This is a genomic window from Rhizobium sp. BR 314, from assembly GCF_047445805.1.
In the GTDB taxonomy this organism is placed as follows: Bacteria; Pseudomonadota; Alphaproteobacteria; order Rhizobiales; family Rhizobiaceae; genus Rhizobium; species Rhizobium lusitanum_B.
Map to the genome: position 1 here is coordinate 1 of NZ_JARWLA010000005.1, position 18633 is coordinate 18633.

18 protein-coding genes and 1 pseudogene are annotated in these 18633 nt (G+C 59.4%); 14 read left to right on the forward strand and 5 right to left on the reverse strand.

Going from position 1 to position 18633, the window contains the following annotated elements:
- The 6 genes and pseudogenes from QD461_RS08765 to QD461_RS08790 all read left to right on the forward strand — a co-directional run.
- Positions 1–370, forward strand: a pseudogene (locus QD461_RS08765) (methyl-accepting chemotaxis protein); the annotation flags it as partial.
- Positions 371–880, forward strand: coding sequence for a chemotaxis protein CheW (locus QD461_RS08770; protein ID WP_414087381.1), 510 nt, complete (start codon positions 371–373; stop codon positions 878–880).
- A 39-nt stretch (positions 881–919) separates the two neighbouring features.
- Entirely contained in the window at positions 920–1744 is an 825-nt protein-coding gene (locus tag QD461_RS08775) for a CheR family methyltransferase (RefSeq protein WP_414087382.1), read from the forward strand.
- Between the two features lie 4 nt (positions 1745–1748).
- The gene (locus tag QD461_RS08780) at positions 1749–2831 is read left to right on the forward strand and encodes a protein-glutamate methylesterase/protein-glutamine glutaminase (RefSeq protein ID WP_414087383.1); all 1083 of its coding nucleotides are present in this window, start codon (positions 1749–1751) and stop codon (positions 2829–2831) included.
- A 144-nt stretch (positions 2832–2975) separates the two neighbouring features.
- Positions 2976–3695, forward strand: a complete 720-nt coding sequence (locus QD461_RS08785) for a ParA family protein (RefSeq protein ID WP_414087384.1) — start codon at positions 2976–2978, stop codon at positions 3693–3695.
- A gap of 131 nt (positions 3696–3826) precedes the next feature.
- The gene (locus QD461_RS08790) at positions 3827–4720 is read left to right on the forward strand and encodes a hypothetical protein (RefSeq protein WP_414087385.1); all 894 of its coding nucleotides are present in this window, start codon (positions 3827–3829) and stop codon (positions 4718–4720) included.
- A 100-nt stretch (positions 4721–4820) separates the two neighbouring features.
- On the opposite strand, the gene QD461_RS08795 is transcribed toward QD461_RS08790, so the two are convergent.
- Both QD461_RS08795 and QD461_RS08800 read right to left on the reverse strand, forming a co-directional pair.
- Positions 4821–5978, reverse strand: a complete 1158-nt coding sequence (locus QD461_RS08795) for a patatin-like phospholipase family protein (RefSeq protein WP_414087386.1) — start codon at positions 5976–5978, stop codon at positions 4821–4823.
- Positions 5979–6013: 35 nt separating this feature from the next.
- Positions 6014–6760: an acetoacetate decarboxylase gene (locus QD461_RS08800; protein WP_414087387.1), complete on the reverse strand. Its 747-nt coding sequence runs from the start codon at positions 6758–6760 to the stop codon at positions 6014–6016.
- Between the two features lie 317 nt (positions 6761–7077).
- On the opposite strand from QD461_RS08800, the gene QD461_RS08805 reads away from it, so the two are divergent.
- From QD461_RS08805 to QD461_RS08815, 3 genes are all read left to right on the forward strand, one after another.
- Positions 7078–7866: a 3-hydroxybutyrate dehydrogenase gene (locus QD461_RS08805; RefSeq protein WP_414087388.1), complete on the forward strand. Its 789-nt coding sequence runs from the start codon at positions 7078–7080 to the stop codon at positions 7864–7866.
- 99 nt (positions 7867–7965) lie between these two features.
- Entirely contained in the window at positions 7966–8880 is a 915-nt protein-coding gene (ppk2, locus tag QD461_RS08810; RefSeq protein ID WP_414087389.1) for a polyphosphate kinase 2, read from the forward strand.
- A 126-nt stretch (positions 8881–9006) separates the two neighbouring features.
- Complete coding sequence (locus tag QD461_RS08815; protein WP_414087390.1) at positions 9007–10290, forward strand: cystathionine gamma-synthase family protein; 1284 nt, start codon at positions 9007–9009, stop codon at positions 10288–10290.
- A 221-nt stretch (positions 10291–10511) separates the two neighbouring features.
- Here the strand turns inward: QD461_RS08815 and QD461_RS08820 are convergent, their stop codons facing one another.
- A complete protein-coding gene (locus QD461_RS08820; RefSeq protein WP_184703447.1) occupies positions 10512–11369 on the reverse strand; it encodes a MurR/RpiR family transcriptional regulator in 858 nt (285 codons plus the stop codon).
- A gap of 54 nt (positions 11370–11423) precedes the next feature.
- On the reverse strand, positions 11424–12467 hold the full coding sequence (locus QD461_RS08825) for a spermidine/putrescine ABC transporter substrate-binding protein (RefSeq protein ID WP_414087391.1): 1044 nt from the start codon (positions 12465–12467) through the stop codon (positions 11424–11426).
- A gap of 163 nt (positions 12468–12630) precedes the next feature.
- On the opposite strand from QD461_RS08825, the gene QD461_RS08830 reads away from it, so the two are divergent.
- From QD461_RS08830 to QD461_RS08845, 4 genes are read left to right on the forward strand one after another with little or no spacing between them, the layout of a single operon-like run.
- Positions 12631–13725, forward strand: a complete 1095-nt coding sequence (locus QD461_RS08830; protein WP_414087392.1) for an ABC transporter ATP-binding protein — start codon at positions 12631–12633, stop codon at positions 13723–13725.
- A complete protein-coding gene (locus tag QD461_RS08835; protein WP_414087393.1) occupies positions 13725–14624 on the forward strand; it encodes an ABC transporter permease in 900 nt (299 codons plus the stop codon). Before QD461_RS08830 ends, QD461_RS08835 begins: the two co-directional genes overlap by 1 nt.
- 10 nt (positions 14625–14634) lie before the next feature.
- On the forward strand, positions 14635–15465 hold the full coding sequence (locus QD461_RS08840) for an ABC transporter permease (RefSeq protein WP_184703451.1): 831 nt from the start codon (positions 14635–14637) through the stop codon (positions 15463–15465).
- 1 nt (position 15466) lies between these two features.
- The gene (locus tag QD461_RS08845) at positions 15467–16612 is read left to right on the forward strand and encodes a P1 family peptidase (RefSeq protein ID WP_414087394.1); all 1146 of its coding nucleotides are present in this window, start codon (positions 15467–15469) and stop codon (positions 16610–16612) included.
- A gap of 140 nt (positions 16613–16752) precedes the next feature.
- Here the strand turns inward: QD461_RS08845 and QD461_RS08850 are convergent, their stop codons facing one another.
- On the reverse strand, positions 16753–17655 hold the full coding sequence (locus QD461_RS08850) for a LysR family transcriptional regulator (RefSeq protein WP_414087395.1): 903 nt from the start codon (positions 17653–17655) through the stop codon (positions 16753–16755).
- A 135-nt stretch (positions 17656–17790) separates the two neighbouring features.
- Between QD461_RS08850 and QD461_RS08855 the strand changes: the two genes are divergently transcribed.
- Entirely contained in the window at positions 17791–18564 is a 774-nt protein-coding gene (locus QD461_RS08855) for an SDR family oxidoreductase (RefSeq protein WP_414087396.1), read from the forward strand.
- Positions 18565–18633: the final 69 nt, after the last annotated feature.

Consider the following 18633-nt stretch of genomic DNA (forward strand, 5'->3'; position numbering starts at 1 on the left):
GATCAACGAGATCAACGAGGCGATCCAGCAGCTCGACAAGGTGACGCAGCAGAACGCCGGCGCTTCCGAAGAGATGTCGGCAACCTCGGAAGAACTCGCCGCTCAAGCCGAAGAGCTGCAGGCCTCCATCGCCTTCTTCAAGGTCGATCAGGCCAATGCCCGCAAGACCCAGCCGGCGCACAATCCCATCCATCATGCGCTGGGTGCGGCCAAGGCCAAGCCAGCCGCCAGGGCGCCGGTTGCCAAGGCACCTGCCGCGCGTGCCGACAACAGTGTCGCCGCCCAGCAGGCCCGCCTCAAGGGCTTCACCCTCGACATGTCCATGGGCGGACCGGACGCCGACGACAACGACTTCAAGGAGAGCGCATAAATGGTTGCGACCAGCACGGAAGCTCAATATGTGACGTTCGGCCTCAGCGAAGAATGCTTCGCCGTTCCGGTCGAGGTGGTCCGGGAGATCCTGGATCACCAGGATGCCTTTCGCATTCCGCATGGGCCGGATTATCTCCTCGGCCTGCGCGATGTGCGAGGTCAGGGCGTGCCGGTCATCGACCTACGCCTTCGGCTTGGCATGTCGGCCACAGCCAAGACGCCACATACGCGCATTCTCGTGATCGACATTCCGATTGCGGAGAAGGTGCTGACGCTCGGTCTGGTCGCCGATCGTGTTTTCGAGGTGACCTCGTTCAAGCATCAGGCGATCGAAAGCGCCCCCGATATCGGGGTGCGCTGGTCTTCCGAATATATTGCAGGCGTGGTGCGCCGTGAAAACGATTTCGTCGTCATCATCGACCTCGCCAAGCTGTTCTCGTCCTCCGACAAGGTGTCGCTGATGGGTGTTGGCGTGGGTCGAAACGCTTCAGAATTTGCCGCCGTTTGAGTGAGACGTAACGTGCCAGCGCAGGATGCAAGAGACTACATGGACAACGGGCTGAGCCGGCGGAACTTCGACCAGCTCGCCCGCTATATCTATGATTACAGCGGCATCAAGATGCCCCCGGCCAAGCGCACTATGCTGGAGGGCCGCTTGAGACGGCGGCTGAGGGCGACCGGCATCGTCGACCTCGACGACTACTGCGACTATCTCTTCAAGCACGGCGGCATCGACCGAGAGGCCATTCACCTCATCGATGCCGTTACCACCAACAAGACGGATTTCTTCCGCGAGCCGAAGCACTTCGAACACCTCGAACGGTCCGCATTGCCCGAACTCATGGCGGCTGGCCACAATCGCCTGCGCATCTGGAGCGCCGCCTGCTCCGTCGGTGCCGAACCCTATACAATCGCCATGGTGCTGGAGGATTATCGCGAGGCTCGCGGTGCTCCGGACTACAGCATCCTCGCCACAGACCTGTCCACCGACGTTCTTAAGGCAGCGCGCAAGGGCATCTATCCAGTCGGGATGATCGATCCGGTCGATCATCAGAAGCGTACCCGCTACGTCATGGAGTCGCGCGATCCGCAGCGCGGCGAAGTTCGCATCCATCCCAAGCTGCGCGCGAAGATCGGCTTTGGCCGTCTCAACCTGATGGACCGCGCCTACGAGATCGGCGACAAGGTTCATATCGTCTTCTGCCGCAACGTCCTGATCTATTTCGACAAGCCGACCCAGGAAAAAGTGCTGGCGCGGCTCTGCGACAAGCTGGTGACCGGGGGCTTCCTTTATGTCGGCCATTCCGAGACGATCAGCGGGCTGAACCTGCCGGTGAAACAGGTTGCCAACACCGTGTTCAGGAAGGTGTGAGGCCATGGCCAAGAAGATCCGCGTACTCATCGTCGACGATTCCGCCAGCGTGCGTCAGGTCATGACACAGGTATTGTCGGCAGATCCGGATATCGAGGTGATGGGTGCCGCGGCCGATCCCTTTATGGCTGCGAAGAAGATTCAGGAAGAAATTCCCGACGTCATCACGCTCGATGTCGAAATGCCGCGCATGGATGGCATTACCTTCCTCCGAAAGCTGATGACGCAGCGCCCTATTCCGGTCGTCATGTGCTCCTCCTTGACCGAGGCCGGTTCGGAGACGCTGATGCAGGCTTTGGAAGCCGGCGCCGTCGATATCATCCTGAAGCCCAAGATCGCCGCCGCCGACCATCTGGCGGAGACGGGGGCAATGATCCGGGAAGCGGTGAAAGGTGCTGCCGCAGCCCGGCTGGGAACGGCACGTAAACGCGTGATCGCGTCGACTGAGCCGACGGCCAAGCTGACGGCCGATGTCGTACTTCCCCCGCCCACCGGCCGGGCCATGGCGAAAACCACTGAAATGGTTGTCTGTGTGGGGGCCTCCACGGGCGGCACGGAAGCGCTTCGCGAATTGCTTACTGCCCTGCCGGCCAACACGCCCGGAATGGTCATCGTGCAGCACATGCCGGAAAAATTCACCGCGGCTTTCGCAAAGCGCCTGAATAGCCTGTGCGAAGTGGAGGTCAAGGAAGCCGAACACGGCGATCCCGTGCTGCGCGGCCATGTGCTCATCGCTCCCGGCGGCAAGCATATGCTGCTCGAGCGGCAGGGCGCGCGCTATGTCGTCGCGATCAAGGACGGTCCCCTCGTTTCCCGGCATCGGCCCTCTGTGGACGTGCTCTTCCGTTCTGCCGCACGATCTGCGGCCGGGAACGCCATGGGCGTCATTATGACCGGCATGGGCGACGATGGCGCACGCGGCATGAAAGAGATGCATGACGCAGGCGCCTTCACTGTCGCCCAGGACGAGGAAACATCCGTCGTCTTCGGCATGCCCAAAGAAGCGATCGCCCATGGCGGCGTCGACCGGACGGTGTCGCTGGATCATATCGCCCGCGAAATCCTGGCCGCCGACAAGCGGCATTGACCGACGACCAAGGTGCAGGCTGGCCCCCCCGCAGCCCCACCTAAAATGGTTTGTTAACCATAAATGCGTAACCATCTCCGCGAGCCATGACAGCCCTTCGCCTACCCTATTGAGTTGCCACACCGACCAGCCCAGGAAGCACCTATGGCCGTTCTGACCTTTGCCAACACCAAAGGTGGCGCCGGCAAGACCACCGCCGTCGTCATCGTTGCCTGCGAGCTTGCCAGAATGGGCTTTTCCGTGGCCGTTCTCGATGCGGACCCGCAGCTCTGGATCTCCAAATGGCATGAGCGGCTGGGCGAAAGGGCACCAGCCTCTCTCTCCGTCGTTCCCTATGTAACTGCAGCCAATCTCGGCCAGCATGCACGCAAGCTGCGCGACGAAGTGGATTTCCTGCTCATCGACCTGCCGGGCGCGCGCAGCCCATTGCTGGCCCAGGCACTCGGCTATTCCAACTACGTGCTCATTCCCGTGCAGGGCTCCGCCATGGATGCGGAAGGCGCCACCAATGTCATCGAGCTGCTGCAATATCTCGAAGATCGCGCCGACATCCGCATTCCCCATTCGGTCGTACTCACACGCGTCAATCCGATGGTGACGACGCGCGCGCTGCAATCGGTGAAGGAGCTGCTGTACAGCCGTCGCGTCCATGTTCTCTCCACGCCGATCATTGAACGCGCCGCCTATCGTGAAGTCTTCGGCTATGGCCAGACCCTCTATACGATCGACACGGATAGCGTCAGCAATCTCGACAAGGCGCAACAGAATGCCCAGGCGCTTGCACAAGAGGTTCTACGTCGCGTCCTGCCCTACAGCGGTCGCGGCGAACGGACAAAATCCGATCAGTTGAAGCTCTCGGCCTGACCTCCGCCCATCCACAACGTCAACCAAGGCGAGAAAGACTGAGGACGAGGCATCGTGGCTTGACATATGCCGCCCCGGCAGAAACATGAGGCGGCTATTTGCCGATCTCCTCAAACAGATGGACGTGAACAATGCGCCCCCTCCTCCTGTTTCCCTTTCTGCTGTCGCTCGCCCCTCTTTCTGTCGCAGCGGCCGAAACGCCTTGCGCCGATCTCGTGAATGGCAGCGACATCATTCAGCATATGGATGGCTTTGCCGTATCCGAACTCCACGATGGCTGTGCAGTGACGAACGGGCTTTTCAAATCCGGCATCCGCCTGGGATGGTCGTTCGATCGTGCCGAGTTGAAGGGTGACGATCTCGTCGCCTTCCTCAAATCCATTTCGGCCAAGCCCGAGCATTTGCCCAGCTGGGGACGTTTCTCCGTCGAGGGTATACGCTTCGCCCCGATGATGGACAATGCCTTTGCGAACTACATTGCTTCTGTCCAGCAGTGGCCGATGGATATTTCCGGCTCGTTTCACTTCGATGCCAAGGATGGCTATCTCGATATTCAGGACGTGCAACTGACCAATCTGCGTCTCGGCAAGGCAGCGCTGTCGGCCGAATTTATCCTGCCCAAAAACACGAATGTGCAGTCTTTCGCGGAAGGCGGCTCTGCCGGCTTGACGCATCTGCGTTTCCGGCTCGACAATCAGGGACTGTTCGAGGGAATGGCGGTGCCGTCACTTGCTTCGTTCCTCCAGCAGATTACCGGGTCTGATGATCCTGCGCAGGGTATCAACCAATTGCGTAACAATGCCTCAACGGCGCTGCAGATGGTTCCGAACAGCCAGATCGATGCGGAATCCAAGAAGGCGCTTCTAAAGTTCCTGCAGGATATTCCCCACCCCGCCGGCTTCTTCACACTCGATCTTGCCTTCTCCAAGCCTTTGCAGATTGGCTCGCTTGGTCTTGACCCTGCACAGCTAGCGCAGACTGCCCTGGCCAACGCGAAGATTTCCGTGACCTATAAGGCTCGCTGATAGCGTAGCCTTGGATAGACTTCACCACACCCCAAGCCTTGCGAGGTGAACGTGACCACCAACGGGTGCCAGGCGGCACCCATTGTTCCCAATCGCAACCTCACACCGGATCTTCGCGGTGCAGATCATGGATCGCGACTGCGTCGTCCATCAGCGGCGGCAACAGCCATTCGGTGTGACGCAGCGTGCGCTTGGTATCTTCCAGGCCCATGTCCCAATGTTCGCGCATCGAGGTGCCGGAAAACTCGTAGTCCTTGGCGTGGCCTTCGTAGTTCTTATGCTGATAGATCAGGTGTACGATGTTGACGACACCGGCGTCGGAATAGTCAGCAATCAGTGCTTCTTCTTCCTGTGTCAGCTGATCTTTCGGCACACGCTTCAGCGCATTCAGCAACTTCATCTTGAGGCCGTGGATGCGCTTGAAGTTATCGGTGTTCTGCCGGGTACGGCTGGAATACATGATGTCCTTGTGACGCGACAGCACGTCGGGCATGCTGCGTGGCAGAACGCCACGGGCGCTGAACAGATCGACCTGGAACACCAGCGAGCTGCGATCCTCGTCCTGATCGAGCAGATATTGCAACGGCGTGTTGGAGACGATTCCGCCATCCCAATAATATTCGCCTTCGATGCGGATGGCCGGCAAGGCAGGCGGCAAGGCGCCGCTCGCCATGATGTGCTCGGGGCCGATGCGGATATGGTCGGTGTCGAAATAGACGAAGTTGCCCGTGCGGACATTGACCGCGCCGACACTGAAGCGCTTCTTGCCGTCGTTGAGCACGTCGAAATCGATCAGCATCTCCAACGTCTTCTTCAATTCCGCCGAATCGTAGAAGCTGGTGGCTCCTTCGGCACCTGGCAGTTCGAACCAGGGGTTGGGAAAACGCGGCTTGAAGAAGCCGGGCTGGCCCATCGTCATGGTCATCCATGAACTCGTGCGATTGCGAATGTCGCGGAAGACATCGCCTTCCGGCGTGTAGGCCCAGATCTTGCGGCCGGAGATGATCTGCCAGAATTGCTCGAGACGCTGCAGGCGGCGGCTCGGCTCGTTGCCGGCGATGATCGCGGCGTTGACGGCTCCGATGGAGACGCCGGAAAGCCACGTAGGTTCGCATCCAGCCTCGGCAAGCGCCTGATAGACGCCGGCCTGATAGGCGCCGAGTGCGCCGCCGCCCTGAAATACCAGGGCGACGCGATCATATTGCACGGCAATTTCCGGAATTGTCGGCGCTGCGGCCTTGAGGTTTCGTTCGAGCACGGTTGGTCTCCAGCAAAGGGAAAAATAGGGCTCTGTTACCGACGTTCGGCGAGGTAGTCGTGAACGACTTCACCCAATCCGAGCGTCAGATTAGCGGTGAAGTGCACAGCGGAGACCACCTCCAGAACCGGCAGCCGGGCGACATCGGCCATGACATGCGGCCTGAGGTCGAGGGCGGCGGGCGAGGTCCAAGCCTCCTTGATGGTGATGTCAGTAAGGTAGTAGCGCACCAGCTCACAGATGCGCGGCGTGGCGTCGACATGCGGCACGATCTTGATGAGGTAGTTGGGCTCCGACAAGGCGGCGAGAAGCGGCCCCTGATCGACCGGCTTGTGCTTGTAACCCATCGTTCCTGTGGCGCAGAGGACGCTGCCATAATGCAGCGTGCCGACGATGACTTCACCTTCGTTGACGATCTTCGGGTTGGCGAGTTTCTTCGGAAAGCCCCAGATCTCGCGACCTCCGGTGATCGGCGCATCGTCGTCGAGATACATCGAATGAACATAACCGCCGGCTTGCCCGCGATATCGCACGGGAATGACCTGTCCCGTCTCGGTATAGTCGCCGAATCCCGTGGAATCGGGCATGCGGATGAATTCGTATTTCACCAGCGGCTCGTCGATTTCGAGGGGCTCTGGCACGACCGTCTCCAGGGCCTCACGCGTGGTGCGATAGGTGATGATGATGTATTCGCGATCGAAGAATCGATAGGGTCCTGGCGGGTAGGAGGGGTTGGTCAGCGGCATTGCATAGGCATGCTTGAGTATGTCTTCGACCTTCATCGCATTTTCCGTCGTTAGAGAAAATAGCTGTGCGCCGCGGCGAAAACTTGCACGGTTGCATGACAGCGAAGTGTCAGTTGCCGGATGGTTGTCGCCGGAGCCGGATGATTTTAGGTCCGTCCGACCCAAAATCATCCGGCTCCAGAATCAAAGAAGTAGAGTGTGATGTGGTCCGAAAACCACCTACGCCTCTCGGCGTCACGCTCGAATGCCCGGTCGCACCTGTTATCAAAGCGACATACGACGCTGGCAGTGTGCGCTCACCTCGGCATTTTCAATTTACTCAACCTTGTCATAGAGATTGCGGGAGTTGCATCATGGGTTCGTTGACATCGAAGAATGCGCTGGTTACCGGTTCGACGAGCGGTATCGGGCTTGCGATTGCGCGTGCCTTTGCCGCTGAAGGCGCGAATGTCACCATCAACGGCCTTGGCGACGCCGACGCAATCGAAAAGGAACGTGCCGCCATCGAAGCCGACTTCGGCGTGAAGTGCCGTTATTCCGGCGCCAACATGATGAACGGCGAGGAAGTCACCGCCATGGTGCGACAGGCGGAAGAGGCCTTCGGCAGCCTCGACGTGCTCGTCAACAATGCCGGCATCCAGTTCGTTGCGCCGATCGAGGAGTTTCCCGACGACAAGTGGGAAGCGATCATCCGCATCAACCTGCTTGCCGCCTTCTACGCCATCAAGGCGGCCATCCCCGGCATGAAGGCGCGCAAATGGGGCCGCATCATCAACACGTCCTCGGCACATGCCCTGGTCGCCTCGCCGTTCAAATCGGCCTATGTTTCGGCCAAGCACGGCATTACCGGCCTGACCAAGACCGTCGCTCTCGAAGCCGCACGGGACGGCGTCACCGTCAATTCCATCGCGCCCGGCTATGTCTGGACGCCGCTCGTCGAAAAGCAGATTCCCGAAACAATGAAGGCGCGCAACATGACGGAAGAGCAGGTCAAGCACGACGTGCTGCTGGCCGCGCAGCCGACGAAGGAATTCGTGACCGTCGATGAGGTTGCCGCCATCGCCGTCTTCCTGTGCAGCGACGCCGCCAAGCAGATCACCGGCACGACGCTGTCCGTCGACGGCGGTTGGACCGCTGAGTAATAATCAGATCGTGGCCGGCGGATGCAGAACGCATATTTGCCGATCATCCCTCGGTCGCCGATTGCGACATCAACATGAAAACAGGGCAGGAGACGCTCAATGACCGACGAAACCCAGGATCCGCTCAGCCGCATCAAGGATGAAATCGTCGATAGTTTCGATGAAGAGCTGGAGATGCAGCTCGAAGAGGATCGCCTCGACGAGCTGGTTGCCGAGGGCCTGATCAGCGAAGGCGAGGCAACGCTTGAGCGCCGGGTCTATTTCCGCGAACTCTTCCGCCTTCAGCATGAGCTGGTGCGCTTGCAGGACTGGGTTCAGTACAAGAAGCTCAAGGTCGTCGTTCTGTTCGAGGGCCGCGATTCCGCCGGCAAGGGAGGCGCCATCAAGCGCGTGACGCAGCGTCTCAACCCGCGCGTCTGCCGCGTGGTCGCGCTGCCGGCACCGACCGAGCGCGAGCGGCACCAGTGGTATTTCCAGCGCTACACCGCTCACCTGCCGACAGCAGGCGAAATGGTGCTCTTCGACCGCAGCTGGTACAATCGCGCCGGCGTCGAACGCGTCATGGGCTTCTGCTCGTCGGAGGAATTGGAAGAATTCTTCCGCTCGGTTCCCGACTTCGAACGCATTCTGGTGCGCTCCGGCATCATCCTGATCAAGTATTGGTTTTCGATCACCGATGAAGAGCAGGAATTCCGCTTCAACATGCGCATCCAGGATCCGCTGAAGCAGTGGAAACTATCGCCGATGGACCTGCAGAGCCGCGTGCACTGGGAAGAATACACCAAGGCCAAGGAAGAGATGCTCGAACGCACCCATATTCCGGAAGCGCCATGGTGGGTCGTCCACGCCGTCGACAAGAAGCGGGCACGGCTCAACTGCATCGCGCATCTGCTGACACAGATTCCCTATGAAAACGTGCCGAAGCCAGAAATCATCCTACCGGAGCGCATGCGCAACGCCGACTATCATCGCACGCCAGTGCCGCCCGAAATGTACGTGCCGGAAATCTACTGACGCTATCAACCGGACGAGTCCGCTCGCGGCGGACTCGTCAATCAGCCAAAGACTATGGCATGCAACTACCTCGAGTGATGATATAATACGAATCTAATGTTCGTGTCGTCGGTTGAGGAGACCATCATGACTGCGCCGCATCCCTCGAAAACGCATATCGGCAACCACGCGCTTCACCCCGAAACCCAGATGTTGAACTACGGCTACGACCCGGAACTTTCCGAGGGCGCGGTCAAGCCACCCGTTTTCCTGACCTCCACCTTCGTCTTCAAATCCGCCGAGGATGGGCGCGACTTCTTCAATTACATATCCGGCCGCATCGAGCCGCCAAAGGGCGCCGGCGTCGGCCTCGTCTATTCCCGCTTCAACCACCCAAACAGTGAGATCGTCGAGGATCGCCTTGCCGTTTACGAGCGCGCGGAGAGCTGTGCGCTGTTCTCATCGGGCATGTCGGCAATTGCCACTACGCTGCTTGCCTTCGTTCGTCCCGGCGATGCAATTCTGCATTCGCAGCCGCTTTATGGCGGCACGGAAACGCTGCTTGCCAGGACATTTCTCAATCTCGGCGTTTCAGCAGTCGGTTTCGCAGATGGCGTCAACGAAGCCTCGGTGACGGCGGGCGCGGAAGAGGCAATGGCAAAAGGCCGTGTCTCGCTCATTCTCGTGGAAACGCCCGCCAATCCGACCAATAGCCTCGTCGATATCGCCATGATCCGCCGCGTCGCCGATGCCATCGGCGAAAAGCAGGGCCATACGCCGATTGTCGCCTGCGATAACACTCTGTTGGGGCCTGTCTTCCAGCGACCGATCGAGCATGGTGCCGATATTTCCCTCTATTCTCTGACGAAATATGTCGGCGGCCATTCCGACCTGATCGCCGGTGCCGCACTCGGCTCGAAAGCTGTGATGAAGCAGGTCAAGGCTTTGCGCGGGGCGATCGGCACGCAGCTTGATCCGCATTCCTGCTGGATGCTCGGCCGTTCGCTGGAAACGCTGCAGATCCGCATGGAACGGGCAAACAGCAATGCGCGTGCCGTCGCGGATTTCTTGCGCGACCACCCAAAGGTCGAGCACATTCACTATCTCGCCTATGCGGATCCGGCATCGGCCACCGGCCGGACCTTCGCCAAGCAATGCAGCGGGGCGGGCTCCACCTTCTCCTTCGACATCAAGGGCGGCCAGTCGGCTTCGTTCAAATTCCTGAATGCGCTGCAGATCTTCAAGCTGGCCGTCAGTCTGGGCGGCACGGAATCGCTTGCCTCACATCCGGCGACGACGACACATTCCGGCGTGCCCGTGGACGTCCGCCACCGGATCGGTGTTCTGGAATCGACGATCCGCCTGTCGATCGGGATAGAGCACCCCGACGACCTGATCGCCGATCTGACGACAGCGCTCGAAACCGCCTGACGACACGTTCATTTGCCGAAGCTATGTGCCGACGATATCAGGGCGTCGTCGGACACGGCACGTGTTTGAGCCAGCACCAAATGGACGCCTACTGCGAGAGCGCAGGCGGAGAGAAAGAGACGAGAAGGCCAGTTCTTGAATCCATTGTTCGGAACGGAACGTGGTCGAGCGTTCAAACTACGCCATGGTTCGTTACGGGAGCAAGACGCTCGCGCCGGCAGTCAGCTCTCGAAATCGCCGAATACGTCCTGCAAGCGGGTCAGCAATTCGACACGCTCACCCACCTTACCACTCAGCACGACAATGATGTTGCTGAGAAGGAGGTCCATCACGGCGGTCATCGTCGCGGCGCCATCCCAGAGAGGACCGTGCGAACCGGGAATGACCAGCGAGATGTCCGACACGTCTTCGGCCCAGGGGCAGAACTCATCCGTCAAGAGAATGACCTTTACGCCGGCGCGGCGCGCCTCTTCGGCGAGCGGTCTCGCTTTGGCTGCAAAGCGGCGGACATCATGGAGGAAGAGCACGCGACCTTCGACCGCTCCGTCGAGCAGTTCGGCATAGGTGCCATTCAATCCATCCATGAAGGAGACGCGTGACCTCGTGTAGGAAAGCTGGGCGGCGAAATACTGAGCGATGCCACGCACATTCTGGTAGGCGGCGACATAGACTTCGCTTGCTGCGATCAGCGCATCGATCGTCTGCTGCCATTGCGGCGCGGTCGTCAGCTCATAGATCATGCCGAGATTTTCGACCTGCTGTTGCAGCAGACCCGCGAGGAATTTGCCGTCGCGCAGATCATCCTGGAAGCGATCGAGAGACCCCTTGATCTGCCAGGCGGGATTCGAGCGGCCACCGCGCCGCAAAGCCGTCTTGAGCTCGTCGAGACCATCGAAGCCAAGCCGTCGCAGATAGCGACCGACGGTCATCTGCGAGATCTCCAACCTGGCTGCAATGGATTTCGCTGTCTCGAAGGGAAGTTCGGCGATGTTGCGCTCGATATAGCTGGCGATCAGCTTGTCGGATTTCGACTTGCGCATGTCAGCGCTCTGCACAAGCTTCAATATATCCTTCGACAATCTTCCCTCCGATGAAGCTCCGCCCGGGGCCGGACGGAGTATCGCACTATGACGTTACTGCGCTGTCTTGACTTTCGTCCATACGCGATCGAATTGACGGAGACCCGGTCCGAGATTCTCGAAGATCTGCAGACGTTTCATGGTTTCGTCAGTCGGATTGATTTCCTTGCTATTCTTGATGTTTTCCGGCGTCAATTGGCGAGCTGGCACATTGGGCGTGCCGTTTGTCTGCTGCGCGACATTCAGCGCTGCAACGTCCGGGCGGGTATAGAACTGCAGGAACTTGGTCGCGTTCGTCTTGTTGGGCGCGGTTTTCAGCACACACATGTCTTCCTGATACATGGTCGCGCCCTCCTGCGGGATGACATAGCCTAGATCCTTCGGATTGCCGAAAACGTTGATCATCGAGCCGACGAAGAAGTGAGCAGCGGCGATATCACCCGACTCCACCATCGGGCGGGAGTCGTAGGTGAAGGCCGCCACATAGGGCTTCATCTCGATGACCGTGTCCGCTGCCTGCTGGAGGTCCTCCGCCTTGATCGAATTGACCGAGTGCCCGTTGAGGATCAGGCCCATCCCAAGCACTTCGCGCATGTCGTCGAGCAGCGTGAACTTCAGGTGCTTCTCCTTGACGGTTGCGACCAGGTCCTTCCAGCCGGTAATGTCCTTGCCGAGAACCCGACGGTTGTAGAGAATCCCGACTGTACCGAAGGCGTAAGGTAGGCAATATTCACCCTTCGGATCGCTCTTAGCCCTCAGGAATTGAGGATCGATGTTCTTGAAGCCCCCGTAAGTGTTGATGTCAGTCTTTTCCAGGAGGTTCAGCTTCGCCATGATCTCCTGCATATGAATGGAAGGAAAGACGATGTCGTAGCCGGTCGCGCCACCCTGGATCTTGGCAAGCATTTCCTCGTTGGAAGAGTAGGTCGACAGATTGACCTTGATCTTGGTCTCCTCCTCAAACTTCTGGAGGACAGCCGGATTGATGTATTCGCCCCAGTTATAAATATTGAGCTCGTCGGCAAGAACCGTGGTCGGCAGCAATGCCGTAAGCGCAACAAGGCTCAGGCGCCGGAACGCGCCCTTCAAAATCGTCATTTTGGTTCCCCTTAATAGGATTATTATCCCTTCGGCGCGCTAGGCTCGGCCTCTGTGGAAGCTAAAACCGACCGCGTTGAGGGCGTTGACTTCGACGAAAAAATGATATCAACATATCGAAATCACGCAAGAGTTAATTTAATAACATTTCGGGGAACGAAGCATGCGAGATGCAATCGTGCGGCTGGCTTCAGCCGCAAAGGCCTTTTCGACTCCTGAGGGTCGGCAGGTCAAGGCGCTTGACGGTATCGATCTGGAGATCGGCCGCAACGAATTCATTACACTTCTGGGACCATCTGGTTGCGGTAAGACCACGTTGCTGCAGGCGATCAGCGGCTTCGTCGAGCTTGATGCCGGGCGCATCGTCATCGATGGAGAGGACATGACCGACCGGCCTCCCTATCGCCGTCCGGTCAACACCGTCTTCCAGAATTATGCGCTCTTCCCGCACATGAGCGTGGGCGAGAATACAGGCTATGCGCTTGAAGCCGTTGGTGTCGGCAAGGCCGAACGGATCGAGCGGGTTCGCGCCGTGCTGAAGATGGTCGGGCTCGAAGATATGGAAGGACGGCTACCGCGGCAATTGTCGGGCGGCCAGCAACAGCGTGTGGCCCTTGCCCGTGCCATCGTCGCACGTCCCAAGGTGCTGCTACTCGACGAACCGCTTTCAGCCCTCGATCGCCATCTGCGCGAAGCCATGCAGCTGGAGCTGAAGAACCTGCAGCATGAACTTGGCATCACTTTCATCTTCGTGACGCACGATCAGCAGGAAGCGCTGACCATGTCCGACCGCGTTGCCGTGCTGAACGGCGGCCGGATCCAGCAACTCGACTCGCCGCGGCAGATCTACGACCACCCCGCCAACACATTCGTCGCAAGCTTCATCGGTGCGAGCAACCTATTCGAAGGCCGCAGCGACGGCCAGGATTTCGTCACCGGCGAAGGTACGGCGATCCGCCACGCGCCGAATGCGGCAATTGCGGATAAGGAGCCGGCTGTGGCGCTGATCCGCCCGGAGAATTTCTTCCTCGCCACCTCTACCAGCACTTGCCCGGCCATCGACGTCACCGTGGAACAGATCGTCTATGTCGGCTCGTCCTTTGAAGTCTTCGGAAGAACGGCAGATGGCCGCAAGCTTCTGGCCCATGTTCCAGCTGCCCAGCGTGTGGCGGTCGGCCAGCTTGCCGCGGGCCAATCGGCGCGCTGGCACTATGATCCCGACAGTGTCCACCTGATCGCCACGAGAGGGGAAGCCTGATGACGATTGCTGCACGCCGGCGTTTCCAGCTCGGGCTACTGCTCGGTCCGGTCACGCTCTTTCTGCTGATCTTTTTTATCGTTCCCCTCGGCATCATGATGGTAACGAGCTTTCTGACGCCAGGCCTCTATGGCGGCGTCGAATGGGGATTCTATCCCGACAATTTCGGCCGCATCCTCGGCTTCGCCAATCCGGAATTCGAGGAATATGATCCGGTCTATATCGGCATCTTCTTGCGTTCCCTCCGAATTGCCGCCGTAACTGTGGCGGCGACGCTGATCGTCTGCTACCCGGCCGCCTTCTACGTCAGCCAGTTGCCGGACAAATGGAAGAATTTTTGCCTCTTCCTGATCACCTTGCCGTTCTTTTCCAGCCTCATCGTGCGGCTCTTCGTCTGGGTGATGATCCTGCGCCCGACGGGCCTGATCAACAATGCTCTGATGGCAACGGGCGTGACCTCCGCACCACTGGAGATGATCTACACGGACGGCGCGATCATCCTCGGCATGGTCTATGTCTTCGTGCCATTCATGTTCATGCCGGTCTATGCCAGCATCGAAAAGCTCGATTGGAGGCTTATCCAGGCATCGCTCGATCTCGGGGCTGGCCCGATCCGCACCTTCTTCCGTATCATCGTGCCGCTGACGACCCCAGGGATCATCGGCGGTTCGATCATCGTCTTCATCCCAGCTCTCGGCAATTTCGTCGTGCCGGCGGTTCTTGGCGGGGCCAAGGTCATGATGCTGGGCAATCTCATCGAGGCGCAGTTCCTCTCCGCCCGCAACTGGCCGTTCGGTTCGGCGCTCGCGATGATGGTCATGGCCGTCATGCTGGTCCTGCTCGTCGCCTATGTCATCGTCTCCGGCCGCCGCAATGCGACCGCAGCACTGACGGTCTGAGGAGGGGATCATGAAAATTGCACGCACCCTCTTCAACGGCGGTCTGGCGCTTTACACCATCCTGTTCTTTGCCTTCATCTATATCCCGCTCGTCCTGATCGCCGTCTATTCGTTCAATTCGAACCCGGTCAACATGATGAGCTGGAGCGGTTTCACGACGGACTGGTACGCCCAAGTCTTCGGTTTCAAGACAGCCTCTTCCGAAAGCGCGCTCTACATAGAATCGACCGATCAATTAATCGCCGCCGTCTTCAATAGTCTCAAGATCGCAATCTCCACCACAGCAATCTCGACCGTGCTTGGCACGGCCATGGCGATCGCGCTGCACCGGTTCAACTTCCTCGGCAAGCGCTTCTACCAGGTCGCCATGTTCATGCCGATGCTGATGCCCGATATCGTCCTTGGCATCGCACTCCTCATCTTCTTCGTCAGCGCCGGCATAAAACTCGGGCTCATGACGATCATCATCGGTCAATGCACCTTCCTGACGTCCTATGTTTTCATCGTCGTCTCAGCACGACTGGCCGGCATGGATCGGACGCTCGAAAATGCATCGGCCGATCTCGGCGCCAACGAGTGGATGACGTTCCGCCGCGTGGTGCTGCCACAGCTCATGCCGGGCATCCTCGGCGGGGCGCTGCTTGCCTTCATCATCTCGATGGATGATCTGGTGATCACCTACTTCATCGCCGGTGTCGACGTCACGACCTTGCCGATGTTCATTTTCGCTATGCTCCGTCGCGGCATCAAACCAGAGATCAATGCGATCGCAGTGATGATGCTGACCTTCTCCTTCCTCGTGGCCTCCCTTGGCCTTTATCTTCGCTCCCGGCAGAAATGACATGACAACAAAAACAAATACCCGCAAACCCCGCGGCCGCCAGCTAGGCCTGCCCTTTACCGGTCGCACCGGCGCAAACAATGCCATAACGGATGTGGCCGGCGTAGGCGTAGGCTTTCAAACGATCATCGAGAACGAGCCTCGCCCCGGCCGCGGTCGGCCGACGCGCACCGGCGTGACCGCGATCCTGCCGCACATGGGGTCTGAAACACCGGTTCCCGTCTATGCCGGCGTCCACCGCTTCAACGGCAATGGCGAAATGACCGGTACGCACTGGATTGAAGACGGCGGCTACTTCCTCGGACCTGTCGTTATCACCAACACCCATGGCGTCGGCATGGCGCACCACGCTACCATCAAGTGGATGATCGACCATTACGCCTCGACCTATCAGACCGACGATTTCCTCTGGATCATGCCTGTCATCGCCGAAACCTATGACGGAGCGTTGAACGACATCAATGGAATGCATGTCAGCGAGGCTGACGTGCGCGCCGCCCTCGACAACGTTGCGGCAGGCCCGGTGCAGGAGGGCAATTGCGGCGGCGGCACAGGCATGATCACCTATGGTTTCAAGGGCGGCACGGGCACCTCGTCACGCGTTGTCGAGTTCGACGGGCGGACCTATACGATCGGAACGCTGGTGCAGGCCAATCACGGCCAGCGCGACTGGCTAACGATCGCAGGCGTGCCGGTCGGCAAGCACATGCGAGACGGCACCCCGCAGAGCCAGCTTCAGGAGCGCGGCTCGATCATCGTCGTCATCGCTACCGACTTGCCGCTGGCTCCGCATCAGCTCAAACGTCTCGCGCGCCGCGCCGCTATAGGCATCGGCCGCAATGGCACGCCGGGCGGCAACAATTCGGGCGACATCTTCCTGGCCTTCTCCACCGCCAATGCGCACCCTATGGCACATAAGGCCGACGGGCACCTTCCCCTGCAAATCGTTAACGACGAGCCGCTCGACCCCGTCTATATGGCAGCGGTCGACAGCGTCGAAGAAGCCGTGGTCAATGCGATGCTCGCGGCCGAAGACATGGGCGGCACGCCTCACGACCGTTTTCTCATCCGGGCGATCTCACATGATCGGCTCGCGGGACTGGTGCAACAATATGGAAGGATGGAGCCGGAAGGTGTCCAATCCTAGTTCGATGGTTTGAAATGGGCTGCCGGTACGCTGGTTTCATCCGGTGCCGGCCGCCCTCGACAATGATGCCGCAAGCCCCGCCGCATCTCATGGCGTTGAACCCGCCTAGGGTGTGCAGCCTTGTGTTCAGGTGCTGTCGATTAGACCAGGATCGCGTCCCTCATCAGGGCTTGCAACCAATCGGAAAAAACCTGGACACGAAGCGAAAGATGCCGGCGGTGCGGATAAAGCAGCGTCATTTGCAAGGGTTCTGCGCGAAAATCCGGCATGACCTCCGCGAGTTCACCCGCCTGCAGATGTTGCTGGAGATCATAGGCGGGGTTCTGGATCAGCCCCAAACCGGCGATGCAACAGGCAATATAGGCTTCGGCGCTGTTGACTGTGACGCGGCCTCGCATTGGTACGCTCTGCAGCGAGCCTTCATGGATCCATTCCCAGGGCTCAATCCGCCCTGACGAGGGCGAGGCGTAGTTGACGGCCCAGTGGTGGGTAAGATCTTCCGGCCTCAGCGGGATACCGTGGCGAGAAAGATAGTCCGGACTGGCGACATTGATGAGTGGTAGCCGGCCGATCGGCCGCGCAATCAAGCCCGAGTCGCTCAACGGCCCGACGCGCAGCACGCAGTCGACGCTGTCCTCGACCAGATTGACGGCGCGGTCGGTGATGCCGAGGTCAATCTCGATATCCGGGAACCGATCGAGGAAAGACGGCAGCGCCGGAGCGATGATCAACCGCCCAATCCGGCCCGGCACATCGGCCCGCAGCTTGCCTGAGGGTTTCGCGCCACTCTGGCGAAACAGGTTTTCCGTTTCCTCAACGTCGGCAATCACCCTGAGGCAACGCTCGTAGAAGGCAGTGCCATCCTGCGTGGGCGATACTTTGCGTGTGCTGCGGTGGAGCAGCCGCGCACCGATACGGCCCTCCAGCTCAATAACCGCTGCCGACACGGAGGACCGGGGCAGGCCAAGAGTGTCGGCCGCGCGGGTAAAACTACTGCATTCCACGACGCGGGTGAAAATCCTGAAAAGGTCGATCCGGTCCAAGCCTAAAGCCACCCATTGTCCGTGGATTCTGACAGATGATGTCAAACTAGCCCGCTTTATCAGCGAAATCCAGACGATAGATTGGCCTCATGAACGGCAGCACGGTGTTGCCGCATCGCCCAAGGAGGCTCATCCATGACCGACCATTCCATCAAGGGGAAGACCGTCATCATCGCCGGAGGTGCCAAGAATCTGGGCGGCCTGATCGCCCGGGATCTTGCCGCTCACGGTGCAAAGGCCATTGCCGTCCATTATAACAGCGCGGCGGCGAAGGCCGACGCCGATGCGACCGTGGCGGCAATCAAGGCAGCAGGCGCCGAAGCCGCAGCTTTTCAGGCTAACCTCACCACCGCAGGCGCGGTCGAAAAGCTGTTTGCCGATGCCACCGCCGCTTTTGGCCGGCCCGACATTGCGATCAACACCGTCGGCAAAGTGCTGAAGAAGCCGATCGTCGATATCTCGGAGACAGAGTACGACGAAATGAGCGCCGTCAATGCTAAGTCGGCATTTTTCTTCCTGAAAGAAGCCGGCAGGACGCTCAACGACAACGGCAAGGTCTGCACGCTCGTCACCTCATTGCTTGGGGCATTTACGCCCTTCTATGCAGCCTACGCCGGTACGAAAGCGCCGGTCGAGCACTTTACTCGTGCCGCCGCCAAGGAATTCGGCGACCGCGGCATCTCGGTAACCGCGATCGGCCCCGGCCCGATGGACACACCGTTTTTCTATCCGGCGGAAAGCGCTGACGCACAGGCCTATCACATGGGAGCCGCCGCACTTTCGAAATTTACGAAGACCGGGCTCACCGACATCCATGACATCGTTCCCTATATCCGCTTCCTCGTCTCCGACGGTTGGTGGATGACGGGCCAGACCATCCTCGTCAATGGCGGCTATACTACCAAGTGAAGAGATCGAGCCGGCTTCCTCCCGCAGGATGGAGCCGGCCCGATCCAATCGCCTAAATGGATGAAGCTG